Raw genomic sequence first — 17,489 nt, forward strand, 5'->3', positions numbered from 1 at the left:
GACAGGTCCCTATTCCGCGGGCGGCAGCGCCAGCGGTTCCGCTTCCGGAGCGGTCGGCACGATCGCGGCCTGCTTCTCGCGCTCGTCGAGGATCAGCTTGTCGCGCTTGACCGCGACTTCGCGGATCTTGGCCATCGAGGCGCCGGTGCCCGCCGGGATCAGCCGGCCGACAATGACGTTCTCCTTGAGGCCTTCCAGCGGATCCACCTTGCCGTTGACGGCGGCTTCGGTGAGCACGCGGGTGGTCTCCTGGAACGAGGCCGCCGAGAAGAACGAGCGGGTCTGCAGGCTCGCCTTGGTGATGCCGAGCAGTACCGGCGTTCCCGTGGCGATCTTCTTGCCCTCTTCCTTGGCCTTGGCGTTGATCACGTCGAACTCGATCTTGTCGACCTGTTCGCCCGAGATCATGTCGGTCTCGCCCTGGTCGGTGATCTCGACCTTCTGCAGCATCTGACGGACAATCACCTCGATGTGCTTGTCGTTGATGAGCACGCCCTGCAGCCGGTAGACTTCCTGGATTTCGTTGACCAGATAGGCTGCGAGTTCCTCGATGCCCTTGATCGCCAGGATGTCGTGCGGTGCCGGATTGCCTTCGACGATGAAATCGCCCTTTTCGACGATATCGCCGTCCTGCAGATGGATGTGCTTGCCCTTCGGGATCAGGTACTCCCTGGTCTCCTCGGTCTTGTCCATCGGCTCGATCGAGATGCGGCGCTTGTTCTTGTAGTCGCGGCCGAAGCGGATCGTGCCCGCGATTTCCGCGATGATCGCCGCATCCTTTGGCTTGCGAGCCTCGAACAGTTCGGCCACGCGCGGCAGACCGCCCGTGATGTCGCGGGTCTTGGCGCTCTCGGTGGAGATACGCGCCAGGATGTCGCCGGCCTTGACCTTCGCACCGGTGTCGACCGACAGAATGCCGTCGACCGACAGCATGTAGCGGGCATCGCCGCCACGTGCGAGCTTCAGGACCTTGCCGTCCTTGCCCTTGACCACGATGGCCGGGCGCAGATCCGCGCCGCCACGCGAGGCGCGCCAGTCGATGACGACGCGCTTGGCGATACCGGTGGATTCGTCGAGCGTTTCCGAGATCGACTGGCCTTCGACCAGGTCCTCGAACCCGATCGTGCCCTCGACTTCGGTCAGAACCGGACGGCTGTACGGATCCCATTCGGCGATCCGCTGGCCGCGCTTGACCATATCGCCTTCATCGACGTGCATGCGCGCGCCGTACTGAATGCGGTGGGTCGCACGCTCGGTGCCGTCGGCGTCGGTGATCGCAACCACCATGTTGCGGACCATCGCGACCAGATGGCCTTCGCTGTTCTTGGCGATGGCCTTGTTCTTGATGGTCACCTTGCCGTCGAAGTTCGACTCGATGAACGACTGCTCGTTGATCTGCGCCGCGCCGCCGATGTGGAACGTACGCATCGTCAGCTGGGTGCCGGGTTCACCGATCGACTGCGCCGCGATGACGCCGACCGCTTCACCATGGTTGACCGGCGTTCCGCGGGCCAGATCGCGGCCGTAGCACTTGCCGCAGATGCCGTTGACGAGTTCGCAGGTCAGGGCCGAACGGATCTTCACTTCCTGGATGCCGGCCTGCTGGATGGCGTCGACGTGAGTCTCCTCCATCAGCGTGCCGCGCTTGACCACGACCTTGTTGGTCGCGGCATCGCGCAGATCCTCGCCCGCGGTGCGGCCGAGAATGCGGGACGCCAGCGAGGCCACGACCGTGCCGGCATCGACGATGGCGCGCATCTTGATGCCGAGCTTGGTGCCGCAATCGTCCTGCGTGATGATGCAGTCCTGCGCCACGTCGACCAGACGGCGCGTCAGGTAGCCCGAGTTCGCGGTCTTCAACGCGGTGTCCGCGAGGCCCTTGCGGGCACCGTGGGTCGAGTTGAAGTATTCGAGCACCGACAGACCTTCCTTGAAGTTGGAAATGATCGGCGTCTCGATGATCTCACCCGACGGCTTGGCCATCAGGCCGCGCATACCGGCGAGCTGACGCATCTGGGCCGGCGAACCGCGCGCGCCCGAATGCGCCATCATGTAGATCGAGTTGATGTCGGCGTCGGCGCCCTTGGCGTTCTTCTTGGTCGAGGAGATTTCCTTCATCATCTCCTTGGCGATTTCTTCGGTCGCCTTCGACCAGGCGTCGACCACCTTGTTGTACTTCTCGCCGTGGGTGATCAGGCCGTCATTGTACTGCTGCTCGAAATCCTTCGCCAGCGTACGGGTGGTGTCGACGATCTTCCACTTGGAGTGCGGCACGACCATGTCGTCCTTGCCGAACGAAATGCCGGCCTTGAACGCGTTGTAGAAGCCGAGCGCCATGATGCGGTCGCAGAAGATCACCGTCTCCTTCTGACCGCAGTGGCGGTAGACTTGGTCGATGACGCCGGAGATTTCGCGCTTGGTCATCAGCTTGTTGATGATATCGTACGAAATCTTCGCCGAGCTCGGCAGCAAGTTGCCGAGCATGACGCGGCCCGCGGTGGTTTCGATCCAGCGCTTGGACACCTTGCCGGTCTCATCGATGCCTTCCCACCGGTACTTGATCTTGGTGTGGAGGTGGATGACCTTCGAATGCAGGGCGTGCTCGAGTTCGGCCATCTCGCCGAAGATCTTGCCCTCGCCGGGCAGGCCTTCGCGCATGATCGACACGTAATAGAGGCCGAGCACGATGTCCTGCGACGGCACGATGATCGGCTGGCCGTTCGCCGGATGCAGGATGTTGTTGGTCGACATCATCAGGACGCGCGCTTCCAGCTGCGCTTCAAGCGACAGCGGAACGTGCACGGCCATCTGGTCGCCGTCGAAGTCGGCGTTGAACGCGGCGCAGACCAGCGGATGCAGCTGGATCGCCTTGCCCTCGATCAGGACAGGCTCGAACGCCTGAATGCCGAGGCGATGCAGCGTCGGCGCGCGGTTCAGCAGCACCGGATGCTCGCGGATGACCTCGTCGAGGATGTCCCAGACCTCGGGACGCTCTTTTTCGACCAGCTTCTTGGCCTGCTTCACCGTGGTGGACAGACCCTTGGCGTCGAGCCGCGAATAGATGAACGGCTTGAACAGTTCGAGCGCCATCTTCTTCGGCAGGCCGCACTGATGCAGCCGCAGTTCGGGACCGACCACGATCACCGAACGGCCGGAGTAGTCGACGCGCTTGCCGAGCAGGTTCTGCCGGAAGCGGCCCTGCTTGCCCTTGAGCATGTCGGCCAGCGACTTCAGCGGACGCTTGTTGGCGCCGGTGATGACGCGGCCGCGGCGGCCGTTGTCGAACAATGCGTCGACGGCCTCCTGCAGCATGCGCTTTTCGTTGCGGATGATGATGTCGGGCGCACGCAGCTCCATCAGCCGCTTCAGGCGGTTGTTGCGGTTGATGACGCGGCGGTAGAGGTCGTTGAGGTCCGAGGTCGCAAAGCGGCCGCCGTCGAGCGGCACCAGCGGACGCAGGTCCGGCGGAATCACCGGCACCACGGTCAGGATCATCCACTCCGGCTTGTTGCCGGAATAGCGGAACGCTTCGACGATCTTCAGGCGCTTGGCGAGCTTCTTGTGCTTGATGTCGGATTCAGTTTCCTGCATCTCGGCGCGCAGCGACGCCTCAAGCTTTTCGAGCTCGAGACCCTTGAGCAGCTCGCGGATCGCTTCGGCGCCGATCATGGCGGTGAAGCTGTCCTGGCCGTATTCGTCCTGCGCCTTCAGATACTCGTCTTCCGACAGCAGCTGACGGTCCTTGAGCGCGGTCAGGCCCGGCTCCAGCACGACGTAATATTCGAAGTACAGGATCCGCTCGAGATCCTTCAGCGTCATGTCGAGTAGAAGGCCGATGCGGGACGGCAACGACTTCAGGAACCAGATGTGCGCAACCGGCGCCGCCAGCTCGATATGGCCCATGCGCTCGCGACGGACGCGGGAGAGCGTCACTTCGACCGAGCACTTTTCGCAGATGATGCCCTTGTACTTCATCCGCTTGTACTTGCCGCACAGGCACTCGTAGTCCTTGATCGGCCCGAAGATGCGGGCGCAGAACAGGCCGTCGCGCTCGGGCTTGAAGGTACGGTAGTTGATGGTCTCCGGCTTCTTGATTTCGCCATACGACCACGACAGAATCTTCTCCGGAGACGCAATCGAAATCCGGATCTGGTCGAAGACCTGAGCCGGCGTCGTCGGATTGAAGAGATTCATAATTTCTTGGTTCATCGTCTTCTCCTCGCGTGCCGATCGTCACCGGCAGCAAATTCGAAATTCTTTGTCAGCGCGCGCCCTGCTCAACGTCCGAGCGGAGTGCGAATGCCCGGCACATCTGAGCGAAGACTTGCTTCGCCCGCATGCGCCGGACATGAAATCGTAAGCGTTACTCTGCCGCCTCGGACGTCGTGGCCGGGCCGATCTTGGAATTGTGCAGGTCGACGTTGAGGCCGAGCGAGCGCATTTCCTTGACCAGCACGTTGAACGATTCCGGGATACCCGCCTCGAACGTGTCGTCGCCGCGCACGATCGCCTCGTACACCTTGGTACGGCCGGCGACGTCGTCCGACTTCACGGTCAGCATTTCCTGCAGCGTGTAGGCGGCGCCGTACGCTTCGAGCGCCCAGACCTCCATTTCGCCGAAACGCTGGCCGCCGAACTGCGCCTTGCCGCCCAGCGGCTGCTGGGTAACGAGCGAGTACGGTCCGATCGAACGCGCGTGGATCTTGTCGTCCACGAGATGGTGCAGCTTGAGCATGTAGATGTAGCCCACCGTCACCTTGCGGTCGAAGGCGTCGCCGGTCCGGCCGTCATAGACGGTCGACTGGCCCGAGGCGTCGAAGCCCGCGAGCTTCAGCATCTCCTCGATGTCGGCTTCCTTGGCGCCGTCGAACACCGGCGTTGCGATCGGCACGCCGTGGCTCAGGTTCTTGCCAAGCTCCATCAACTCGCCATCGTTCATCGTCTTGATGGTTTCATCGTCGCCGTAGATCTTCTTCAGGGTCTCGCGCAGCGGCTTGAGATCCTGCTTCTGATAATAGCTGTCGATGGTCTGGCCGATGCGCTTGCCGAGGCCCGCGCAGGCCCAGCCGAGATGCGTCTCCAGAATCTGACCGACGTTCATCCGGCTCGGCACGCCGAGCGGATTGAGCACGATGTCGGCATGGGTGCCGTCCTCGAGGAACGGCATGTCCTCGATCGGAACGATCTTGGACACCACGCCCTTGTTGCCGTGACGGCCGGCCATCTTGTCGCCGGGCTGGATCTTGCGCTTCACCGCGACGAAGACCTTGACCATCTTCATCACGCCGGGCGGCAGTTCGTCGCCACGCTGCAGCTTCTCGACCTTGTCGAGGAAGCGCTGTTCAAGGCCCTTCTTCGATTCGTCGTACTGCTTCCGCATCGCCTCGATTTCGGCCATCAGCTTGTCGTTGGGCGAAGCGAACAGCCACCACTGCGAGCGCGGATGCTCGTCGAGCACCGCACGGGTGATCTTGGTGTCCTTCTTGAAGCCCTTCGGACCGGCGATGCCCTGGCGATTTTCCAGGAGCTCCGCCAGACGGCCGTAGACGTTACGGTCGAGAATCGCCTGTTCGTCGTCGCGGTCCTTGGCCAGACGCTCGATCTCTTCCCGCTCGATCGCCAGAGCGCGTTCGTCCTTGTCGACGCCGTGACGGTTGAACACGCGCACTTCGACGATGGTGCCCTGCACGCCCGGGGGCACGCGGAGCGAGGTGTCGCGGACGTCGGAAGCCTTTTCGCCGAAGATGGCGCGCAGCAGCTTTTCTTCCGGCGTCATCGGGCTTTCGCCCTTCGGCGTGATCTTGCCGACCAGGATGTCGCCGGCGCGAACTTCGGCGCCGATGTAAACGATGCCGGCTTCGTCGAGGTTCTTCAGCGCTTCTTCCGAAACGTTCGGAATGTCGCGGGTGATTTCCTCCGGACCAAGCTTGGTGTCGCGGGCCATCACCTCGAATTCCTCGATGTGGATCGAGGTGAAGACGTCGTCCTTCACGATTCTTTCGGAGAGCAGGATCGAGTCTTCGAAGTTGTAGCCATTCCACGGCATGAACGCGACCAGCACGTTGCGGCCGAGCGCGAGTTCGCCGAGATCGGTCGAGGGACCGTCGGCGATGATGTCGCCCTTCTTGACGATGTCGCCGACCTTCACCAGCGGACGCTGGTTGATGCAGGTCGACTGGTTGGAGCGCTGGTACTTCATCAGCCGGTAGATATCGACGCCCGACTTGGTGGGATCGAGATCCTCGGTGGCGCGGATCACGACGCGGGTAGCGTCGATCTGGTCGATCACGCCGGAACGGCGCGCCGCGATCGCAGCACCGGAGTCACGCGCAACCACGCCTTCCATGCCGGTGCCGACGAACGGCGCCTCGGCGCGAACCAGCGGCACCGCCTGGCGCTGCATGTTCGAGCCCATCAGCGCGCGGTTGGCGTCGTCGTTCTCGAGGAACGGGATCAGGGCCGCGGCAACCGAAACCAGCTGTTTCGGCGACACGTCCATGTAGTCGACCTTGTCCGACGTGATCGGCAGCACTTCGCCGGCGTGACGGCAGATGATCAGGTCCTCGGTGAAGCGGCCCTTGGCGTCGAGCGGCACGTTGGCCTGCGCCACGCGATAACGACCCTCTTCCATCGCCGAGAGGTACACGACCTCCTCGGTGACGCGACCGTCCTTGACCTTGCGGTAAGGCGTTTCGACGAAGCCATACTTGTTGACGCGCGCAAACGTCGCCAGCGAGTTGATCAGACCGATGTTCGGGCCTTCCGGCGTCTCGATCGGGCAGATACGGCCGTAATGCGTCGGATGCACGTCGCGCACTTCGAAGCCGGCACGCTCGCGGGTCAGACCGCCCGGTCCAAGCGCCGAGAGACGGCGCTTGTGGGTGATCTCCGACAGCGGGTTGGTCTGGTCCATGAACTGCGACAGCTGCGAGGAGCCGAAGAACTCGCGCACCGCGGCAGCCGCCGGCTTGGCGTTGATCAGGTCCTGCGGCATCACGGTGTCGATATCGACACTGGACATGCGCTCCTTGATCGCGCGCTCCATGCGGAGCAGGCCGATGCGGTACTGGTTTTCCATCAATTCGCCGACCGAACGCACCCGGCGGTTGCCGAGATGGTCGATGTCGTCGATCTCGCCCTTGCCGTCGCGCAGATCGACCAGCGTCTTGATGACGGCCAGAATGTCTTCCTTGCGCAGCGTGCGGTGGGTGTCGGGCGCGTCGAGTTCGAGGCGCATGTTCATCTTGACGCGGCCGACCGCGGACAGGTCGTAGCGCTCAGAGTCGAAGAACAGCGACTGGAACATGGTCTGCGCCGAGTCGATGGTCGGCGGCTCGCCGGGACGCATCACGCGGTAGATGTCGAACAGCGCGTCTTCACGCGTCATGTTCTTGTCGGCATGCAGCGTGTTGCGGATGTAGGCGCCGACATTGACGTGGTCGATGTCGAGCAGCGGCAGTTCCTTGTAGCCCTGCTCGTTGAGGGCCTTCAGCGACTTCTCGGTCAGTTCCTCGCCGGCTTCGGCGTAGATTTCACCGGTCTTCGGGTTGACGAGGTCCTCGGCCAGATAGTTGCCGATCAGCTCTTCGTCCGACAGACGCAGCGCCTTGAGGCCCTTTTCCTGCATCTGGCGCGCGCTGCGCACGGTCAGCTTCTTGCCGGCCTCGAGCACGACCTTGCCGGTGTCGGCGTCGATCAGGTCGTTGATGGTCGAGTAGCCACGGAAACGGGTGGCGTCGAACGGCACGCGCCAGCCTTCCTTGCCGCGCTTGTAATTGATCTTCTTGTAGAAGGTGGACAGGATCGTCTCGCCGTCGAGACCAAGCGCATACATCAGCGAGGTCACGGGGATCTTGCGGCGGCGGTCGATGCGCGCGAACACGATGTCCTTGGCGTCGAACTCGATGTCGAGCCAGGAACCGCGGTACGGGATCACGCGGGCGGCGAACAGCAACTTGCCGGACGAATGGGTCTTGCCCTTGTCGTGGTCGAAGAACACGCCGGGCGAACGGTGCATCTGGGAGACGATGACGCGCTCGGTGCCGTTGACGACGAAGGTGCCGTTCATGGTCATGAGCGGGATATCGCCCATGTAGACGTCCTGCTCCTTGATGTCCTTGACCGACTTGGCGCCGGTTTCCTCGTCGATATCGAACACGATCAGGCGCAGCGTCACCTTCAGCGGCGCCGCATAGGTCATGCCGCGCTGACGGCACTCGTCGACGTCGTATTTCGGCGGTTCGAATTCATAGCGGACGAACTCCAGCATCGAGGTGCCGGAGAAATCCGAGATCGGGAACACCGAACGGAAGACCGCCTGCAGGCCCTCGTCCAGGCGGCCGCCGACCGGCTCATCGACCATCAGGAACTGGTCATAGGACGCCTTCTGAACCTCGATGAGGTTCGGCATCTCTGCGACTTCCTTGATGTGTCCAAAAAACTTGCGGATGCGTTTGCGACCGGTGAATGTCTGCTGCGCCATCGTGGCCTCTCATTTTCGTCGCCCTTGATGGACGAACCTTCCGAAGCGCGACTGCCGCCGCCCCCGGGTTGAATTTTCGAATCGCTTCGCCGGAACAAAGCCCAAATTCAGGAATTAAGTCCCAAATCCGTTCTCCAGACCTTCAAAACGCAAAACGACGCGCGAGGCGCATGACTGCACCTCGCCCGTCCAACCATCGCTTCACGGACTGAAAAAGCCCGAAATTTGACTGTCTCCCAACGGCTTACGCCGAGAACCCTGCCGTTCCCGCCGCCTACCGTATTTTCCTGCTGCCAGCCCGATATGGGATGACAATAGTGGAGATTCGAGGGTTAACCCCGCGAATCCCCACACATTTTTGTGTACGCCGTGCGTCCGGTTGTCCCATAGCACGACTTTTGCATCGATCCCGGGTGCAGCTGCGCCCCGCCCGGGACCTTGTCTCAAGTAACTTGCGTTACTTGAGTTCAACCTTGGCGCCGGCCTTTTCGAGCTGGGCCTTGATCTTCTCGGCTTCGTCCTTGTTGACGCCTTCCTTGACCGGCTTCGGCGCGCCTTCGACGAGGTCCTTGGCTTCCTTGAGGCCCAGGCCGGTGATGGCGCGGACTTCCTTGATGACTTCGATCTTCTTCTCGCCGGCGGCGGCGAGAACGACCGTGAATTCGGTCTTTTCTTCAGCGGGAGCGGCGGCAGCGCCACCACCGGCCGGACCGGCAACCGCAACGGCGGCAGCGGCGGACACGCCCCACTTTTCTTCGAGGAGCTTTGCGAGCTCGGCAGCTTCGAGCACGGTCAGGCTCGAGAGGTCGTCGACGATTTTCTGTAAGTCAGCCATTGATCTGTTTCCTTAAACGTATTGGTTCGAACCAGGTTTGATTTGCGAAGGGTCAGGCCGCTTCGCTCTTTGAGGCATAGGCCTGGACGACGCGCGCGAGCTTGGCCGCGGGCGCAGTCGAGAGCTGAGCGATCTTGGTCGCCGGCGCCACCAGGAGGCCGACAAGCTTTCCGCGCAGTTCATCGAGTGACGGCAGCGAGGCAAGAGCCTTCACGCCGTTAACATCCAGGATGGTTTTACCCATCGAGCCGCCGAGAATGACGAACTGCTCGTTCGTCTTGGCGAATTCGATGGCAACCTTCGGCGCCGCTACCGGATCGTCTGAAGTGGCGATCACGGTCGGTCCCTTCAGCAGGGAACCGATGGCAACGACATCCGTGCCTTCAAGAGCAATTTTGGCGAGACGGTTCTTCGAGACCTTCACCGACGCACCCGCCTGCTTCATCTGCATGCGCAGCTTCTGCATCTGGGCCACGGTGAGGCCGGAATAGTGGGCGACGACTGCAACGCTGGTGGTCTTGAAGACCCCGTTCAGCGCCTCAACCGCATCCTTTTTTGCCGCTCTTTCCACAGCAAGCTCTCTCCGGTTGGCGGCCTTCGCGTGAGGCGAGACCGCCGGGTTGCACCCACCGTCTCACCCAAAACCTGACCTCAAGACACCAGTCCTTCGGACACGTCGGGCAAGACGACATTGAAAAGCCTGCCCTCCCGAACCAGATGGCGCGGGGTGTCGAGGTTCGAACCAAATCGGCCCAAGCGCCGCATAACGCGACGCCAAGCAAAATCCGGTCTTCACCCGTCTGTGCAGGCTATGCGATTAAGCCGTTGAAGAGACTTGCATCTCGTCGCGGGCGCCTGCAGTCTTGGACAGGATCGAGGTTATCCGGCAAGCCGGACGCCCCCTGCCGCATTCCAGCCTGACGATGGGTTTCCTCCCTTTCGAGCAATCCATAGCGGATGTCCTGAAAGGAATGATCTCCTACCGTATCGGGTTTTCGGAATGCGAGCACAGACGTGCCAGCAACGGCCAGCACGCCCGGAAGCCGTTCTTTACCGAGTCTCGCCCGTCTTGCCAAGAGCAAATTTCGGGCCGCGGCGGATGAGCCTGATGGAACCCGGAGCGACGACGTCCCGATGAAGGTTAGCGAATGCCTGCGCCGTGGCAAGACATCGTCCCAAACGCCTTACGGATCAGGCAATTTATTCTTGGTACCGGTAGCCGCTAACCGGCCTCCGGCCAGTTTAAGTCAGAGCTCCGCGAATGATCCGGCATATCCTCACCCTCCTGCTCGGCCTCGCGATCCTCGCCGGGCTCTATTGGGTGCTGGCGAACTTTCCGTTCAGGGCGATCGCCCTTGTCTATCTCCTTCTGGTCATTACCGGCGGCCTCAATTTCGTCTGGGTCGCGATCGTCATCGGAATGATGACCTTCGGTGCGATCCGGAAACATCCGGGCCTGGTCGTCGCGCCGCCATTGTTTTTCGCGATCTGGTTCGGCGCCGCGCTGGCGGAGCGGTACAAGGTAGCTGACGAAACCGATCCCGCACTGGCCGTCCGCGCGGTGCCGGCGGAATTGCGTAACATCCGAACAGTCACCCTCGTGACCCGGGCAACGCGAGGCTGCTGCGGACATGCCTCGCTCCTCGCCAACGGCCTGGTCGACGGCTACGTCCACGCCTATGACGGTGAGAACGGTCATATCGGACCGATCCGCCTCACGCAGCTGGCCGCGGCAAAGGACTGTACGAGCGACGAGCTGCGCCAATCCGAGCTGTTGCAGCGCGCCGGCCGCATCGACGAATGTCTGAAAACGACCACAATCGATGCGATTCCCGACGGGCTCGTGATCCGCATGCAGGAGAGACCATACTACCCCATGGTCGGCTGCTGCACGGTTGGCACGATCAACATCAGGCAGAATGGTGAAGAGCGCGCCGCGGCGACCTGGCACTCAGGCCGGCAAATCGTGCTCAGCTATGTCCCGCTCTTTGGGATGCCGAATGCGCCCGATCCGACGCTGTCCCTGTGGGACGGGTTTGCTGGCGGCCCTTTACTGATGATCTGGATCGGTGGCCCAACCTTCGCCGGTGAAGACCTCGCGGCCGCCGCTTACGGCATCGATTGGGACGCGCCACCGAAAACCGCCGATGTCAGCACCGCGGTACTCATCCGGCGCGCGGTCGAAATTTCCAGGGGATCGACCCGCGCTGCCGCGCTCGACATCGCCCTGACGGTTCAGGGCAAGGGCGTTGTCGATGACGACGTTCTCGGCGTGGTCTCCTCCTTCATCGAAACGGCATATTTCGGCGGCACCGCCTATGACAAGATTCAGGAATTCTGGTTCAAGCTCAATCCCGACCAGCAGCGCAAATTCATTGATCTGGTCATGGCGCGCATGCAGGATGCCACGATCGGCTTCGACTACAATCACGCCGCATTTCGCTGGGGGGCCGGAAGGTTCCCGGGCGTCGCGGATCAGGCTCTGCGCATCTTCGAGGACCGGCGCGATCTCAAGACCTGGCAATACGAGCTGGCGTTGCGCCTCGCCCAGAACGAGCGGATCCCCTACAAATCCGTGGAGTATTTTGCCGAGCAGCGCCAGCGTTTTCGTTCGATCCAGGACGACAGCAGCGGCGCCTTCGTCAGCCGCGCGCTCGCGTTCAAGCGGGTCTATCTTCTGAACAATGACGAGCAGCGCGAATTTTTCGCGCAACAGCTCGATCGTGTCCCGGATGCAGTGCTGGAACAGTTTCTGATTGCGGCCGGCTGGAATCGCGACGCTCCGGAGGAGGCCACCCTCACCGCGGCGACCCGCCAGCTACGCGAACGCGGCGCAGTCCGCATCGCGGCGGTAAAGGACGAGATGCTCCGGCGCAATCTGCAGGAACGGTACCACAATCGCGACAGCTAGCGGATCATGGTCTAGGCGGCCCGGACCTCATATCGCAATGGCCGGCCGGCGAAGTACGCCTCGAGATTGGCCATCACGCAGTCCTGCATCGCCACATGCGATTCCAGCGTGTGGCCGCCGATATGCGGCGACAGCACGACGTTCGGCAATGCCGTCAGCGCGTCGGGCGCGTGCGGTTCCCTGGCGTAGACGTCGAGGCCGGCGCCGGCGATGGTCTGGTCGGTCAGCGCCGCGACCAGCGCCTGCTGGTCGATCACCGAACCCCGCGCGATGTTGATGACGTAGCCGTCCTTGCCAAGCTTGTTCAGGATATTGGCATCAACCACGTGATGGGTGTCGCTGCCGGCGCGAACCGCGATGACAAGCACGCTGCACCATTCCGCGAGCGCCTCGAGCGTCGGAAAATATTGATACGGCACGTCGTGTTGGCTGCGGCTGAAATAGCCGACCTCGGTCTCGAAGGCAGCGACACGCGCGGCGATCTTGCGGCCGATCTCCCCCATGCCGTAGACGCCGATTTTACGCCGGAGCATGCCGGCCTGCGGACGCATCATCGGCGATGGCTTTGCGCCGGCCCAGCTACCGCTGCGCACGTAATCATCGGCCACCAGCAAGCGCCGGGTCGCGGCCAGCATCAGCGTCACCGCGATGTCGGCAACGGAGGCGGCATTCGCGCCCGGGCTGTGGCCAAGCACAATGTTGCGCTTGGCGACGGCGGCCAGATCGACGCCGTCATATCCGGTGCCGTAACAGACAATGGCGGCCAGTTTCGGCATCTGGTCCATCGTGTTGGCGCTGAGCGGTGTGCCGCCTGCCGTGATCATCGCGCGAATACCGGAGAGTTGTTCGGCCGAGAACGTCTCGTTCGGTGGCTTGCCCGCAGCGTCCAGCAGTTCGTAGCGCTCACCGATCCGCACCATCAGGGCTTTTGGGAAGCGCGAATAGACCAGGACCTTCTCGGGCATGTTGTTCTTTCCCTGTCGCAAAGCAAAGGGCGGAACCGGTCACCCGATTCCGCCTGTTTTCTCATCAGTGCCGCAAGACCTTAACCGAGCAGCGTGCCCGGCTCGACCTTGACGCCCGGGCCCATGGTGGAGGAGACCGCCACGCGCTGGATGTAGGTGCCCTTCGAGCCGGCGGGTTTCGCCTTGGAGACCGCATCCGCGAGCGCCTTGACGTTCTGCACCAGCTTTTCTTCGGTGAACGAGGCCTTGCCGATGCCGGCCTGCACGATGCCGGCCTTCTCGACGCGGAACTCGACCGAGCCGCCCTTGGCGCCCTTCACGGCGGTGGCGACATCCATCGTCACGGTGCCGATCTTCGGGTTCGGCATCATGCCGCGCGGGCCGAGCACCTTACCGAGGCGGCCGACCAGCGGCATCATGTCGGGGGTGGCGATACAACGATCGAAATCGATCGCACCGCCCTGCACCTTCTCGACCAGGTCTTCGGCGCCGACGACGTCAGCACCCGCAGCCTTGGCCTCTTCCGCCTTGGCGCCGCGCGCGAACACGCCGACGCGCAGGGTGCGGCCGGTGCCGTTCGGCAGGGTCACCACGCCGCGAACCATCTGGTCGGCGTGACGCGGATCGACGCCGAGATTGATCGCGATCTCGATCGTCTCGTCGAACTTCGACTTGGCGCGTTCCTTGACCATCTTGATGGCGTCCGCGAGCGGATAGAGCTTCTCGCGATCGACGCCCTCGCGGGCCTTCTTCAAACGTTTTCCGATTGCCATGGTCCGTTACCCCGCAACTTCCAGACCCATCGAACGGGCGGAGCCCTCGACCATCTTCATGGCCGACTCGACGGAATCGCAATTGAGATCCTTCATCTTCTTCTCGGCGATCTCGCGCACCTGCGCTTTGGTCACCTGGCCGGCCTTGTCGCGGCCCGGGGCTTTCGAACCGGACTGGATCTTGGCGGCCTGCTTGAGGAAGAAGGACATCGGCGGGGTCTTCATCTCGAAGGTGAACGAACGATCGGCGTAGATCGTGATCACCACCGGAATCGGGGTGTTCTTTTCTTCTTTCTGCGTCTGGGCGTTGAACGCCTTGCAGAATTCCATGATGTTGAGACCGCGCTGACCAAGCGCGGGACCGATCGGGGGCGAAGGATTCGCAGCACCCGCCGGCACCTGCAATTTCAGGTATCCGGTCACTTTCTTTGCCATACGTCACTCCTCATGTTGCTCCGGATCATCCGGAAGCTTCACAGGACCGTGGTGCGGTTCAACGGATGACTGGCGATCACCCATCTCCTCCCACGGCACTTCTCCCTCTCCCCGCATGCGGGAAGAGGTCAAGACGATCAGACCTTCTCGACCTGACCGAATTCCAGTTCGACGGGCGTGGCACGGCCGAAGATCGACACTGCGACCTTCACGCGGCTGCGCGCCTCGTCAATTTCCTCGACCACGCCGGAGAACGACGCGAACGGCCCATCGGCCACGCGGACGTTCTCGCCGATTTCGAACGACACCGACGCCTTCGGACGTTCGACGCCTTCCTGCACCTGGTGCAGGATCCGCATCGCCTCGGACTCCGAGATCGGCATCGGCTTGTTTTCGGCGCCCAGGAAGCCGGTTACCTTGGGCGTGTTCTTGATGAGATGGAACGCCTCGTCGGTCAGCTTCATCTTCACCAGCACGTAGCCCGGGAAGAACTTGCGCTCGGCGTCGATTTTGCGGCCGCGGCGCACTTCGGTGACCTTTTCGGTCGGCACCAGCACCTGCTCGAACAGTTCCTCCAGCCCGCGCTGCTTGGACTGTTCGCGGATCGATTCCGCGACCTTCTTCTCGAAGTTCGAATAGGCGTGAACAATATACCAGCGCTTGTCCATCGTTTGGGTTCCGGTGCTCATCAGTGGACGCCCAGCAGGAAGGTAATGAGATAGCGGATGATCATATCCGCGGCGAAGAAGAAGATCGAAGACAGCGCCACCATGATGAACACCATGATGGTGGTGATGGTCACTTCGCGGCGGGTCGGCCAGGTGACCTTGGCGGTCTCCGAACGCACTTCCTGCAGGAACTTGAACGGGCTGATAGCCATCGTTGGGTACCGCGTCCTTTGAGACGAATTTCTGAATTTAAGCGAATCCGAACAGCCCTCTAGCGCCCAGCCCTCTCTCGAAGGATGAGCCGCCAAGCGGGCTCGATTGTTCGGGGGATTTCAAAGCCGCGCCGGATATCCGCATAACGGGCCGGCAGCAGGTGGCGGGTATCTACTGCCAGTCGGGCAAAAGGTCAAGGTATGCGCCGGCCAGCGGGCCCCGGGACCGGCGGAAACGCTCCGGGCCGGACCGAAGGCCCTTGGTTAACCGCTGGTGCCGGGCGCACCTCAAATCCGAATCAGAGCGTGATCGGGTTCTTAAAGGCTCCCCGCCATCCTGACCGTCCCCTTGATGGACCATGAGGTGACGATGTCGCTGCTCAGCCAACACCAGACCGGCCAGGACGGACCTGCAGGTGACATCGCCTGGAGCGTTCTCGACGCGGCCAACGACCTCGGCGATACCGTCACCATCGATGCCTGCCGACGGGTGATTGACGCGAATCTGCGCGGCGCCCAGCCTGCGACTTCGGATATGGCAGTGGTCGTCGCCTTCTTCGGCTAGTTCCGGACTGGCGGCAGGAACCTCGACCAAGTCCTTGATTTCAAATCCTTGATTTAACTGGCAGGGGCGGCAGGGCTCGAACCTGCGACAACCGGTTTTGGAGACCGGTACTCTACCAACTGAGCTACACCCCTACGCAAACCATGCGTCGCCGCCGGTTTCGGCCCGTTTCAAGCATAGGCGATGCCCCGATTGCAAGGGCGAAGCCGCGCGCGGCCCTATGGAAATCGGTGACCGCCCTGTTCAAGTCAAGGGTTCTGCGCCAAACTTCCCTCCTGCCATAACAACAAGAGCAATGGGAGAGACCATGAACGCGCAGACCGCCCCCAAACACGCCGCCTCCCCGCAGACCCCGTCCCTCCCCCACGCCAAGCCCGAACAGATCGGACTCTCCGCCACCCGCCTGCAGCGGATGTCGGACGCCTTCAAGCGCGAGGTTGACAAGGGAACCCTGCCGGGTGCGACCGTGCTGGTGGCCCGCCGCGGCCAGATCGGCTGGTTCGACGCGATCGGCCGGCAGGCGCCTATCTTGTCCGCGCCGATGGCGCAGGACAGCATCTTCCGCATCTTCTCGATGACCAAGCCGATCGTCTCGATCGGCATCATGATGCTGATCGAGGACGGCCACTTCCTGCTCAGCGACCCCGTCGCAAAATTCATCCCCGAATTCGCCGGCCAGAAGGTCGGCGTCGAGCACAACGGCCAGCTCGATCTGGTGTCCCCGAAGCGGCAGATGACGGTGCAGGATCTGCTGCGCCACACTTCGGGTATCACTTACGACCATACCGGCAACGGACTGGTGCAACAGCTCTATCAGCAGTCGCGGCTGCGCAGCCGCAAGATCACCAATGCCGAACATGCGGTGATGGTCGCGAGCATGCCGCTGATCTGCCAGCCCGGCGCCGAATGGAATTACAGCCGCTCCACCGACATCCTCGGCCGCATCATCGAAGTCATCTCCGGCAAATCGCTCGGCGCCTTCCTGACCGAGCGCATCCTGGCGCCGCTGCAGATGGCCGAGACCGCGTTCCACACCGCAGAGGAAAATGCCGGCCGGCTGGCCGAGGCGTTCCCGACCGATCCCTGGAACGGCGACAAGGTCCAGCTCTTCAACATGCTCGAGAAGCCGGTGATGGAATCCGGCGGCGGCGGGCTGGTGTCGACCACGATGGACTATGCCCGCTTCAGCCAGATGCTGCTGAGCGGCGGCACGCTTGACGGCGTCAGGATCGTCGGCCGCAAGACGCTGGAACTGATGGCGTCCGATCACCTCGCCCCGTCAGTCAAGGTCAACTCGCCCTTGATGCCGGCCGGCCACGGCTTTGGCCTCGGCTTTGCGGTCCGCACCCATGACGGCATGGCGCCGTTCCCGGGCTCGCGCGGCAACTTCTTCTGGAGCGGGATGGCCGGGACGTTCTTCTGGATCGATCCGAAGGAGGACCTGTTCGCGGTGTTCATGATGCAGGGCCCGGGCCAGCGGGAGTACATCCGCACGATGTTGCGGAACCTGGTGTACGCGGCGGTGGAGTGACCCCGTCGTCCCGGCCTTGAGCCGGGATCTACCGTGTTAGCTGTCAAGAGGCGTTAGCGCCTTTCCAAGGCTGTCCGGACCTGATTACGGCATTGGCGAAGACGACAAGGCG

12 protein-coding genes and 1 tRNA gene are annotated in these 17,489 nt (G+C 62.5%); 3 read left to right on the top strand and 10 right to left on the bottom strand.

All coding sequences use genetic code 11. From position 1 onward, the window contains the following. Positions 1-9: 9 nt before the first annotated feature. The 4 genes from rpoC to rplJ all read right to left on the bottom strand — a co-directional run bounded on the left by rpoC (position 10) and on the right by rplJ (position 9,888). Positions 10-4,209, bottom strand: a complete 4,200-nt coding sequence (gene rpoC, locus JQ597_RS31240) for a DNA-directed RNA polymerase subunit beta' (protein ID WP_212269293.1) — start codon at positions 4,207-4,209, stop codon at positions 10-12. A gap of 154 nt (positions 4,210-4,363) precedes the next feature. Then, the gene (gene rpoB, locus JQ597_RS31245) at positions 4,364-8,482 is read right to left on the bottom strand and encodes a DNA-directed RNA polymerase subunit beta (RefSeq protein ID WP_212269294.1); all 4,119 of its coding nucleotides are present in this window, start codon (positions 8,480-8,482) and stop codon (positions 4,364-4,366) included. Positions 8,483-8,939: 457 nt separating this feature from the next. Next, a complete protein-coding gene (rplL, locus tag JQ597_RS31250) occupies positions 8,940-9,317 on the bottom strand; it encodes a 50S ribosomal protein L7/L12 (RefSeq protein ID WP_212269295.1) in 378 nt (125 codons plus the stop codon). Between the two features lie 52 nt (positions 9,318-9,369). Next, the gene (gene rplJ, locus JQ597_RS31255) at positions 9,370-9,888 is read right to left on the bottom strand and encodes a 50S ribosomal protein L10 (RefSeq protein WP_212269296.1); all 519 of its coding nucleotides are present in this window, start codon (positions 9,886-9,888) and stop codon (positions 9,370-9,372) included. A gap of 690 nt (positions 9,889-10,578) precedes the next feature. On the opposite strand from rplJ, the gene JQ597_RS31260 reads away from it, so the two are divergent. Continuing rightward, complete coding sequence (locus tag JQ597_RS31260; protein ID WP_212269297.1) at positions 10,579-12,228, top strand: hypothetical protein; 1,650 nt, start codon at positions 10,579-10,581, stop codon at positions 12,226-12,228. An 11-nt stretch (positions 12,229-12,239) separates the two neighbouring features. Here JQ597_RS31260 and JQ597_RS31265 read toward each other — a convergent pair whose 3' ends face one another. The 5 genes from JQ597_RS31265 to secE all read right to left on the bottom strand — a co-directional run bounded on the left by JQ597_RS31265 (position 12,240) and on the right by secE (position 15,281). Further along, entirely contained in the window at positions 12,240-13,193 is a 954-nt protein-coding gene (locus tag JQ597_RS31265) for a 2-hydroxyacid dehydrogenase (protein ID WP_212269298.1), read from the bottom strand. A gap of 80 nt (positions 13,194-13,273) precedes the next feature. Beyond that, entirely contained in the window at positions 13,274-13,966 is a 693-nt protein-coding gene (gene rplA, locus JQ597_RS31270) for a 50S ribosomal protein L1 (protein WP_192733881.1), read from the bottom strand. A 6-nt stretch (positions 13,967-13,972) separates the two neighbouring features. Then, positions 13,973-14,401, bottom strand: a complete 429-nt coding sequence (rplK, locus tag JQ597_RS31275; RefSeq protein ID WP_065728804.1) for a 50S ribosomal protein L11 — start codon at positions 14,399-14,401, stop codon at positions 13,973-13,975. 137 nt (positions 14,402-14,538) lie between these two features. Beyond that, positions 14,539-15,069 carry a transcription termination/antitermination protein NusG gene (gene nusG, locus JQ597_RS31280; protein ID WP_192734252.1) on the bottom strand — a complete coding sequence of 177 codons (531 nt, stop codon included), beginning with the start codon at positions 15,067-15,069 and terminating at the stop codon, positions 14,539-14,541. Between the two features lie 20 nt (positions 15,070-15,089). Further along, positions 15,090-15,281, bottom strand: coding sequence for a preprotein translocase subunit SecE (gene secE, locus JQ597_RS31285; protein WP_211998077.1), 192 nt, complete (start codon positions 15,279-15,281; stop codon positions 15,090-15,092). 370 nt (positions 15,282-15,651) lie between these two features. On the opposite strand from secE, the gene JQ597_RS31290 reads away from it, so the two are divergent. Next, the gene (locus JQ597_RS31290) at positions 15,652-15,846 is read left to right on the top strand and encodes a hypothetical protein (protein WP_212269299.1); all 195 of its coding nucleotides are present in this window, start codon (positions 15,652-15,654) and stop codon (positions 15,844-15,846) included. A 58-nt stretch (positions 15,847-15,904) separates the two neighbouring features. Here JQ597_RS31290 and JQ597_RS31295 read toward each other — a convergent pair. Next, positions 15,905-15,980 (bottom strand) — tRNA-Trp (locus JQ597_RS31295). A 173-nt stretch (positions 15,981-16,153) separates the two neighbouring features. Here JQ597_RS31295 and JQ597_RS31300 point away from each other — a divergent pair. Then, positions 16,154-17,377 carry a serine hydrolase domain-containing protein gene (locus JQ597_RS31300; protein WP_212269300.1) on the top strand — a complete coding sequence of 408 codons (1,224 nt, stop codon included), beginning with the start codon at positions 16,154-16,156 and terminating at the stop codon, positions 17,375-17,377. The last annotated feature ends 112 nt before the right edge of the window (positions 17,378-17,489 follow it).

Origin of the sequence: Bradyrhizobium sp. AUGA SZCCT0177 (genome assembly GCF_018130125.1) — a bacterium.
In the GTDB taxonomy this organism is placed as follows: domain Bacteria; phylum Pseudomonadota; class Alphaproteobacteria; order Rhizobiales; family Xanthobacteraceae; genus Bradyrhizobium.

What these genes read in the sequence shown, in the direction of transcription:
- rpoC (WP_212269293.1), bottom strand. Translation starts at nt 4,209, where the DNA reads ATGAACCAAGAAATTATGAATCTCTTCAATCCGACGACGCCGGCTCAG.
- rpoB (WP_212269294.1), bottom strand. Translation starts at nt 8,482, where the DNA reads ATGGCGCAGCAGACATTCACCGGTCGCAAACGCATCCGCAAGTTTTTT.
- rplL (WP_212269295.1), bottom strand. Translation starts at nt 9,317, where the DNA reads ATGGCTGACTTACAGAAAATCGTCGACGACCTCTCGAGCCTGACCGTG.
- JQ597_RS31260 (WP_212269297.1), top strand. Translation starts at nt 10,579, where the DNA reads ATGATCCGGCATATCCTCACCCTCCTGCTCGGCCTCGCGATCCTCGCC.
- JQ597_RS31265 (WP_212269298.1), bottom strand. Translation starts at nt 13,193, where the DNA reads ATGCCCGAGAAGGTCCTGGTCTATTCGCGCTTCCCAAAAGCCCTGATG.
- rplA (WP_192733881.1), bottom strand. Translation starts at nt 13,966, where the DNA reads ATGGCAATCGGAAAACGTTTGAAGAAGGCCCGCGAGGGCGTCGATCGC.
- rplK (WP_065728804.1), bottom strand. Translation starts at nt 14,401, where the DNA reads ATGGCAAAGAAAGTGACCGGATACCTGAAATTGCAGGTGCCGGCGGGT.
- nusG (WP_192734252.1), bottom strand. Translation starts at nt 15,069, where the DNA reads ATGGACAAGCGCTGGTATATTGTTCACGCCTATTCGAACTTCGAGAAG.
- secE (WP_211998077.1), bottom strand. Translation starts at nt 15,281, where the DNA reads ATGGCTATCAGCCCGTTCAAGTTCCTGCAGGAAGTGCGTTCGGAGACC.
- JQ597_RS31290 (WP_212269299.1), top strand. Translation starts at nt 15,652, where the DNA reads ATGTCGCTGCTCAGCCAACACCAGACCGGCCAGGACGGACCTGCAGGT.
- JQ597_RS31300 (WP_212269300.1), top strand. Translation starts at nt 16,154, where the DNA reads ATGAACGCGCAGACCGCCCCCAAACACGCCGCCTCCCCGCAGACCCCG.